We start from the raw sequence: 9685 nt of genomic DNA, 5'->3' as shown, positions 1-9685 counted from the left end.
TCTCATGGCTGCCCGAGGAAAAGTTATCGGCGATATCATACACTCCCTCGTAGGTCGCTAGCTTTTGCTTAAGTTCGCGAGCCGCAGCTGATAATTCTTCTAAATCGCTTGAGGTTAATCTAAAAGAAATATCGCCACCACCGCCGCCACCGTTACCTCTAGCGTTAAAGTCGAGTTTCTTGACTGACAATAACTCGGGCAATTGTTCACGCCACTCGGTAGCAATGGTTTCACCGTCGACATTCCGATCTTCACCCTTAGTCAGTTCGGCAAAAATAAAGGCAGAGGTGCGTGAGCTCATGTTGATAAAGCTGTGTTTCACTACTTCGCTGCCGTTATCTTTCTCCATTTTGGCGTTCATTTTGTACAGGGCTTCTTCAATCTCCTGTACCACTTTAAGGGTGTTTTGTTCTGAGCTTCCCTCATCCATTTCTAATTGAACTTGGATAAAGTCGGAAGGAATATCAGGGAAGAACACCCAGCGCACTTTCCCGCTTGCCACTAAAGCGACAGACAAAATCAGCACACCTATAAAGGCCGCGACAACGTTGTAGCGATGTTGGATACAGCGCTCAAGGAAGTTGCGGTAACTGTGGTGAATAAAGTGTTGAACACGATTGTTAAATTTTTCTTTAAAGCGCCCAAAGAAACCCGTAGGTTCCCCTGGCTTTTTAAACTTCATATGGGCCAAGTGTGCTGGGAGAATAAATTTAGATTCAACCAGTGAAAATGCCAGGCACATGATGACGATCATGCCGATGGATTTCCAAATAATTCCCATCGGACCTGAGACCATTAGCATAGGGATAAAGGCGGCGATGGTGGTTAATACCCCAAAGGTGGCGGGCATGGCGACCTTTTGCGCACCGCGGATCACATTGTCAATCGAATGTCCGTGGCGTTCGACCTCACTGTAAGCGCTTTCCCCTATAACAATTGCGTCATCGACCACTATCCCCAAGACCAAAATAAAGGCAAACAGTGTCAGCATGTTGATGGTCATGGAGAAAGGTTCAAGCGGCATGATCAGCATTGTACCGAGGAAGCACACGGGGATGCCCATCATCACCCAGAAAGCGAGTTTAAGATCGAGGAATAACGCCAAAATCACAAACACTAACAGTGCGCCATAAAACATGTTCGACATCATCATGTTTAAACGGCCCTTGAGGTAGTGAGTTAAGTCGCCCCAAGTATCCAATTGAGCATTCGCAGGTAAGGTTGCACGACGTTTCTCGACGTAGTCTTTTACCTGCTGAGCAATATCGAGCGCATTTTGATCGTTGACGCTGGTGACTTCGATAATCGCGGCGGGTTTGCCGTTAAAACGGGTGTACTCTAGACGCTCTTCAAAATCGTCCTTAATGGTGGCAACTTGCGGTAACATCACCCGGCTACCGTCGGCACGGGTAGTGACAACGATATTGGCAAAATCATCGCCCGTATAGGCTTGACCTTTAGTGCGCAGCAGAATGTCGCCATCTTCGGCGCGTATCGAGCCGCCTGGTAAGTCGATGGAGGAATTTTGTACCGCCGTTGCGACTTGTGAGAAAGTTAAGCCGTATTCCCGCAGCTTATCTTCCGAGACTTCGATACCGATTTCATAGTCGCGAACTCCCGTGACTTTAGCACGGGTTACGGCGGGGAGCTGGGTCAAATCATCACGCACCGATTTGGCTAGCTCCTTCATATCGTGCAGTGACATATCTCCGTACACCGACACCCAAATCACGTTGTTTTCGGGCTCGATTTTAAAGATTTGTGGTTTTTCGATGTTCACCGGGAAGGTGGAAATCGCATCCAGTCGTAACTTGGCTTCATCGAGTACGATTTGGACGTCGTAGTCGTCTTCCACTTCTACCGTAATTGAACCAACACCTTCACTGGCAACCGAGGTGACTTTTTTAATGCCGTTGATATCTTGAATGGCTTCTTCAATCTTGATGTTGATGCCTTCTTCGATTTCCTGTGGCGCAGCACCTGGGTAAGCAACGGTAATACTCAATAAATTCAGGTTGAAAGAGGGAAATACCTCTTTATTGATCAGCACTGTGCTAAACATCCCGCCAATCAGCAGTGCCCACATTAACAGGTTAGCTGCCACGCTATTGCGGGCAAACCAAGCTAAGATCCCTTTTTGCGTATCCATTATTTTACTCCAGTGGCCGCAAGACTCGACTCAGGAGCATCTTCCTTAGGCGTCTGCACTGGTTTTGTTTCTTCGCCTATCACTTTGACTAATTGGCCATTGGCCATGTTATTAAAGTGAGTGATAGCAACTCGCTCACCGGTTTTTAAGCTGTCCTTGATAAATACGTTTTCAAGATCGCTACGCACGACATTCACATGGCGCATTTCGACGATATTGTTATTGTTAATCAAGGCGACATGCTCATTGCGTACCACATGGCGAGGCAGTTTGACTATACCATCGACGGTGCGGCCCTTAATCACGGCGTTGACAAAACTGCCGTATTTCAGTGGTAAACTGCCTTGGGTTTTGTGCTCTCGCAGGTAAGGATCTTTTATCTCGGCGACGAGGTAAACCATGCGGTTATCGGCATCAATCACCCCTTCGCTGCGGATGATATTGCCTATCCAGGTATTTTCCTTGCCTGCCAATGAGGCGCTTAAGGTGACTTGGGTATCGGGATTATCGACGGATTCCAAATAGGCCAAATCATCGTTAGAGATAGGTAGGCGAATTTCTGCAATGCGGGTGTCATACAGTTCACCAAGATTTGTACCTAGGGTAACGTATTGTCCTAAGTCGACATTTCTTGCCTTGATAATGCCATCAAAGGGCGCACGAATAACGGTACGTTCTAAGTTACGCTGGGCGCGAGCTAAAGCCGCCTGCGCATATTTAACGTTAGCTTGTTCTTTTTTCAATTGAGGGATGCGCAAACCGAGTTCAGGCGGCAATCCTTTGTCGTAACCCTTAAACTCAATTTTGGCAACTTCGCCGCGGGCGATTTCCTCATTGAGTGCTGCGGTTGCTTGAGCCAATGTCGCTTCGGCTTGCATTAAGTCGGCTTCGTAATCTGAAGGTTCGATCTGGGCAAGTTGGTCGCCTTTTTTCACTATGCCACCGGCAACAAATTGAGGTGAAATCGTCAGCATCCGCCCTTGGACTTCAGTCACCAGTTGCGTTTTATATTTGGGCGTGACAACACCGTAGGAGGGTAAGTTAAGCGAAACTGTTTGTTGCTCAACCTGGGTGACATCCACTATCGGGATCGGCATTTCTTCGGGTTTCTGCTCAGGTGTCTCCTTGGTTTTCATCAGCAAACCAGCGCCAACAATAAAGAGCAGTAAGATAAAAAAAGGAGATAATCTCCTTAGTAAGGTTTTGATCATATGATTGTTACATCCGTGCTAAATCGCTTAATGCGCCTAAAGTATCAGAGTCAGGCTGCGCAATAAATTTATTTTTGTAAATAAAATGTGTCTAAAGATGATGCTATCGAGTTTGTGTCCTGTTACCGCGACGGTTTAGTTTGCTGAGGATACAATTGCGTAGGAGTAGAGTGTTTTTTGTCATATGGGGTTCCACCCCGTACAAAAATATTTGCTAGGTCAATGAGCATAAAAAAAGCCGCAATTTTGCGGCTTTTAGGCGGAAGTAAGTATCAGCTTACTCCAAGGTTAGAAAACCTAGGACTGTTTTTTGCGGGCAATTTTGCTAGCTTTTTTTGCCGCTTCTTTTTTGCTGGTTTTTTTCGCCGCTTCTTTGGCTTTTACTTTTGCCTTTTTCTTGGATGGAACTCGCGCCTCTTTGTGCTTAGGACGTAATTCCTCAATGATTCGGCGTTTAAGGGGTTGCTCAATATAACGCTCAATCTTACCAACGATGCGCATATCATGGGCCTCTGCCAGAGAAATTGCCGTACCTTTGGCACCCGCGCGGCCAGTACGACCAATACGGTGGATGTAGGTATCGGCTGAACGTGGCATATCGAAGTTAATCACGTGGGTGATATCATCAATATCGATACCGCGGGCAGCCACATCGGTCGCCAGCAATACATTCACTTCGCCCTTAGTAAAACGACTTAAAGCTTGGAAACGTTTCTTCTGTTCCATATCTCCGCGCATAAAAGCACAAGGGATGCCGGCTTGGAGTAACTGACCTTCGAGGCTAGAGACTACATCGCGAGTCTTCACGAATACGATGGCGCGTTTTACTTCTTCCTGTTTTAACAGGTGGCAAAGCAGGGCAAATTTATGGTCTTTATCATCGGCGAGATGGATCCATTGGTGAATCTTGGCTTTCTCTTTGCGCGGTGCATCAACATCGATTTCGATAGGATCATTAAGCACTTCGCGGGCAAAGCGGATAACACCACTGCCTTCAAGGGTGGCTGAAAACAGCATATTCTGCTTGCGGCCTTGGGCTTCGAGTGCAATGGCTTTTACCACGGCTGAGAATCCCATATCGAGCATACGGTCAGCTTCATCGATGATCAGTATGTCGACGGATTCTGCACTGAATTTACCTTTATCTAAATATTCCATCAGGCGACCCGGTGTCGCGACCAGAATATCGATATTCCCCTTTAGCGCTTCTTCTTGAGGTGCATAGGGCACTCCACCCGTGATAATGGCAATATTTAGCCCTTGGTCTGTGGCTAAATGGCAGGCATAGCGGTGAATTTGGCTCGCCAATTCACGGGTTGGGGTAAGAATTAATACACGCGCTTGACCCGAGTAACGACGCGGGAAGTCGATTAAATGTTGTAGCGCGGGTAATAAGAAACTGGCGGTTTTACCTGTACCCGTCGGGGCGCGCGCCAAAATATCCCGTTGCTCTAAAGCATGCGGCAACGTTTCTTGTTGGATTGTGGTGGGCGTATTGTGCCCCATGGCTTTAAGTGACTCTAATAAGCTAGGGTCAAGCTGGAAATCTTCAAATTGCATGCGCAGCGTCTCGACGAATAATAGCCCAGCATTATAAAGCTTATGCCTGTTAACTTAAATAACTTAATCCCAATGGCTTCGCTTTTCGGTGACGGGGTTGATAGAAAGGCCTCTTTTACTCTGAACCCCACAGATAAATTCGCAGTGATAATGTGATTTGTCGCATTTTGAGGCAGACAATTGGTAAAACTTGTATAAGATAAAAGTAATTTTTGTAACAAATGTCTGGCGTTTATTCAGAGTGTTGGATGGATTGAATCCGCGTGGTTTGGCGTTTAAGCAATAAATCGATGCCATTTATAGACCATACTCATCATTTTATGGCCCCTAAGCGTTAGCCCTACTTGAATTGGCAAACCATTTCGGCGTGATTCTATTTATCTAATATGGGCTTGAATATTATGATTTTTAATTGGTTATCATCTTTTTTTACTTCATCTCAAGATAGCCTGTTACTCAATGTTTATTACGACCCTTTATTGGTCGCTATTTCTATTTTTATTGCTATTTTTTCTGCCTTTATGGCGTTTCAAGTTGCGACACAAGCTGCACGAACCCAATCTAAATCGCGACAGCAAATTATGTTATTCACAGGGAGTCTTGTCCTCGGTGGGGGCGTGTGGTCAATGCATTTTATTGGCATGCTGGCCTTTAATTTATGCACTCCAGTTTCTTATCAGTTTGGTCTTACTGCCTTATCGGTGTTACCCAGTATTGCAGCCTCGTGGGTGGCGCTTAGCCTACTATCTCAACCACGTATTCGGTTTCCCCAAGTATTGATTGGCGGTGTTTTAGTGGGTGTCGGTATTGGGGTAATGCATTATGTGGGGATGGCTGCCATGGATATGGCGCCATTATTGCGTTACGACCCTCTAATATTTGCTCTGTCGATTATCGTTGCGGTGATTTTAGCCATTATTGCACTTTGGGTTCGTACCGGACTGAATCAGTTTATCTCATCCAGCATGAGCACTATTACGAGTAATTTTATTGCCAGTATCGTGATGGGATTGGCGATTGCTGGTATGCATTACACGGGTATGGCGGCGGCACGTTTTGTTAAACCCGCTGGACTAGAGCTTAGCGAACAAACGTCTGAAATTTCGTTTTATCTTGCGCTCGGGGTATCGATTATTACCGTCGTCATTATCTGCTTAGTGCTGATTGTGAATGTGATCTTTAAATATAAAGATCTGTCTTTACTCGCTAAATCAAACGAAGATCGAATGCTGGCTATGATGGATACCGCAGTGGATGGCATTATCACCATCGATGGTCAAGGTATTATCGTTAGCGTAAACCAAGCGGTGACGCGTATCTTGGGATGGCCCTCGACAGAGTTACTTGGTAGCAATGTCAAAAAAATTGTGCCCGCCTCCATTCGCCCCCAGCATGATAGTTATATCGCTCAATATGTTAAAACTCGTGATGCACAGATTATTGGTACGGGGCGAGAGGTGCTGGCGCAGCATAAAAATGGCCATTTAGTGCCCGTCCGCCTCGGAATTGGGCATATGATGCAAGGCAAATCCCATTACTTTGTCGGTTTTATTTCCGATCTCAGCCAGCGAAATGAGATGGAGCAAGAGCTGAAAAATAATGAGGCCAAGCTGAGATCGTTGATCAGTAATATCCCCGGGGTGGCCTATCGCTGTATGAATACTCAAGGCTGGCCCATGGTTTACATCAGCGATGCGGTATTTAATATCACGGGATACCCGGCTTCAGATTTTGAGCTTCCTAACGCTAAACGTTTATTCTCTTCGCTTTATTATCCCGATGATGTCGATACTATTTACGCACAAGCACAGCCACCAACCTTTTCGATGGAATACCGTATGATCCGTGCCGATGGTGAGGTGCGTTGGCTGTTTGAGCATGGAAATTATATTTTTGATGAGCAAAATCCAGACGGGTGGATTGATGGTTTTATCATGGATATTACTGAACGTAAGGTGATGGAGCAGGATCTGGTGGCCGCGAAGAATAATGCGGAACAAGCTGCCGCCGCTCGCTCAGCCTTCTTGGCCAATATGAGCCATGAGATCCGTACCCCAATGAATGCCATCATAGGTTTTAGCGATATTTTGTTAGAATCATCCTTGGATTATGAGCAACAAAAGCAATTATCAACCATTAATCGTTCGGCCAAATCATTATTGCATTTACTCAATGATGTTTTAGACAGTGCCAAACTCGACAAAGGCAAGCTGGAACTTGAAACCCGCGTTTTCTCTTTAACGGCTGAAATTGATACTGTTATCTCAACCTTGTGGTTGCAGGCCCAAAAGCAGCATTTATTACTGGAAGTGGATATCGCGCCAACGATGGGAACCCACTTTATGGGGTCGCCTGAGCGGATACGCCAAGTGTTGCTCAACTTAATAGGTAATGCTGTTAAATTCACCGCAGAAGGAAAAGTGACCGTAAGAGTTTTCTCTCCGTTAGACAATCAAGTGACATTTGAAGTTATCGATACTGGGATTGGCATGTCGCCAGAGCAGCTTGAGCGAGTGTTTGATGCCTTTTCCCAGGCGGATGCCTCTATGAGCCGTAAATACGGTGGTACTGGCTTAGGTACTACTATCAGCAAACAATTAGTAGAGTTAATGGGCGGGCATATTGAGGTTGAAAGCCGCTTAGGTTTGGGCAGTACCTTCCGATTTACAATTCCTCTCATTCAAAGTGTTGAAGACTTAACTCTACCGAGTTATGACAAGGTGTCACTGCCTCCATTAACAATACTGGTAGTTGATGATATTCAACAAAATATTGATCTGCTTTCAGTTTATTTAACTCGACATGGACATCGAGTGATTACTGCCCGTGATGGTGAGCAGGCTCTATTACGAATGCAAAGGCATGATATTGATATCACCTTAATTGACTTACAGATGCCAGTAATGGATGGCTTAACCGCAGCAAGGCGTAGACGCCAACAGGAGCTTGAATCTGGGTTAACCTACATGCCAATGATTGCGTTAACAGCGAGTGTGCTTGAGCAGGATAAACTCGAGACACAACAAGTAGGAATGGATGGTTTTGCTAATAAACCCATTGATTTTTATTTATTAAATGTCGAAATCGCCCGCGTATTAAACCTTGAACTGTCCACACAGTCATTCAATAAAAATGAGCCCGATCTCAATGCCATCATCGATGAGCAAAGAGGGATACAACTCTGGGGAAGTAAAGCAAAGTTTATCCAAGAATTAGAAAAGTTTATCGCTCAATGGCCCGAAAAGTCTCGGCAGCTTGAGCAGGCAATTAACCAATCGGATCGGGATGCGATTTTCCAGCAAAGTCATGGATTAAAAGGCATTTCTGGCAATTTAGGCTTATTCCGTTGCATGGCCTTGTTTGCGGCATTAGAGCAAATGGCTGACTCAGAGCCACAGGTTTTAGTGGCTAGACAGCAGTTATTCAATGAACTTGAATCAACCATAGTGCAGATCACTCGTTATGTGCAGCAACTCGCTCACTATAAAGACGTGCAGATATCTACTCCTCAGACTGATCCAAACCAAGCTTTACCGCATATTGATGCTTTAATTGCGGCAGTACAACACCACTCCTTTGAAGAAGCTGATTTAACCGCCATTGAAAATCTATCGGTCCATCAACCCATGGTAAACACCATTGTTGATGCCCTCGATAATTTTGATATTGCCCATACTGAATTAGTTAAGTTGCGGCTTGTCATTAGCTCACATAAGGAATAGCTATGCAGATTGCGACTGACGATAAGAAGACCTTATTACTGGTAGACGATGAGCCAGTTAATTTGCGGGTTTTGAAACAAATATTGCATCAAGACTATCGTTTGATTTTTGCTAAAAGTGGTGAAGAAGCATTGCATCTTGCCAAGGTTGAGCTACCGGCTTTAATTTTACTCGACATCATGATGCCTGATATGACGGGTTTAGAAGTATGCCAAGCACTTAAAAGCATGCCTGAAACCCTGCCGATTCCAGTGATCTTTGTGACTGCGCTTAACGACGAGCATGATGAGGCGGCAGGTTTTGACGTAGGTGGCGTTGATTACATAGTCAAACCTGTGTCACCAACCATAGTTAAGGCTCGCGTTAAAACCCATCTCTCCCTTGTGCAGGCAGATGAATTACGTCGAACACGTCTGCAAGTTATTCAACGCTTAGGTCGCGCCGCCGAATATAAGGACAACGAAACCGGCACCCATGTAATGCGCATGAGCCACTATGCTCAAATCTTGGCGTTGGCCTATGGTCTTAGTGAGGCGCAGGCGGATGACTTATTACATGCAGCACCTATGCATGATATTGGTAAGATTGGTATTCCCGATAGCATTATGCTTAAGCCTGCTAAACTCACCAAAGACGAGTTTGCTATTATGAAAACTCACCCCCATATCGGTGCTGAAATTATCGGTGAAGCCGATTCTGAGTTGTTACGGTTAGCAAAATCAGTGGCACTTACCCATCACGAAAAATGGGATGGTACGGGTTATCCAAATGGCCTAAAGGGAAAAGACATCCCACTTGAGGGGCGCATCGTTGCCCTTGCTGATGTGTTTGATGCGCTCACTAGCAAACGTCCTTACAAAGAAGCTTGGTCGATTGCAGAAACGATGGCCTATCTTCATGAACAGAGTGGCTCCCATTTTGACCCTGAATTAGTGCAGTTATTTACCGAAAATTTAGATAAAGTGATTGAAATTAAAAATAAATGGATAGATAAGTAGCCATTGGTTTATCAGGCGTCTAACTAGGGCGTGTTGACGTTTCAG

Annotated in this window: 5 protein-coding genes; 2 read left to right on the top strand and 3 right to left on the bottom strand. The window is 45.3% G+C overall.

Translation table 11 applies throughout. The features are described 5' to 3' along the window. From L976_RS05725 to srmB, 3 genes are all read right to left on the bottom strand, one after another. Window positions 1-2149, bottom strand: a 2149-nt coding sequence (locus tag L976_RS05725) for an efflux RND transporter permease subunit (RefSeq protein ID WP_047540175.1), incomplete at its 3' end; no start/stop codon positions are given. Then, window positions 2149-3360, bottom strand: coding sequence for an efflux RND transporter periplasmic adaptor subunit (locus L976_RS05720; RefSeq protein WP_037414704.1), 1212 nt, complete (start codon window positions 3358-3360; stop codon window positions 2149-2151). The genes L976_RS05725 and L976_RS05720, both read right to left, overlap by 1 nt. A 297-nt stretch (window positions 3361-3657) precedes the next feature. Beyond that, window positions 3658-4920 carry an ATP-dependent RNA helicase SrmB gene (gene srmB, locus L976_RS05715; protein ID WP_037414703.1) on the bottom strand — a complete coding sequence of 421 codons (1263 nt, stop codon included), beginning with the start codon at window positions 4918-4920 and terminating at the stop codon, window positions 3658-3660. Between the two features lie 386 nt (window positions 4921-5306). On the opposite strand from srmB, the gene L976_RS05710 reads away from it, so the two are divergent. Next, window positions 5307-8642 (top strand): MHYT domain-containing protein, encoded by a 3336-nt coding sequence (locus L976_RS05710; RefSeq protein WP_047535042.1) that lies wholly within the window; start codon window positions 5307-5309, stop codon window positions 8640-8642. Between the two features lie 2 nt (window positions 8643-8644). Then, window positions 8645-9640, top strand: coding sequence for a response regulator (locus L976_RS05705; protein ID WP_047535039.1), 996 nt, complete (start codon window positions 8645-8647; stop codon window positions 9638-9640). Window positions 9641-9685: the final 45 nt, after the last annotated feature.

Source organism: Shewanella sp. ZOR0012 (genome assembly GCF_000798835.1).
Classification (GTDB): domain Bacteria; phylum Pseudomonadota; class Gammaproteobacteria; order Enterobacterales; family Shewanellaceae; genus Shewanella; species Shewanella xiamenensis.
The sequence above is the reverse complement of the archived record's forward strand: the minus strand, read 5'-3'. Positions and strand labels throughout refer to the sequence as shown.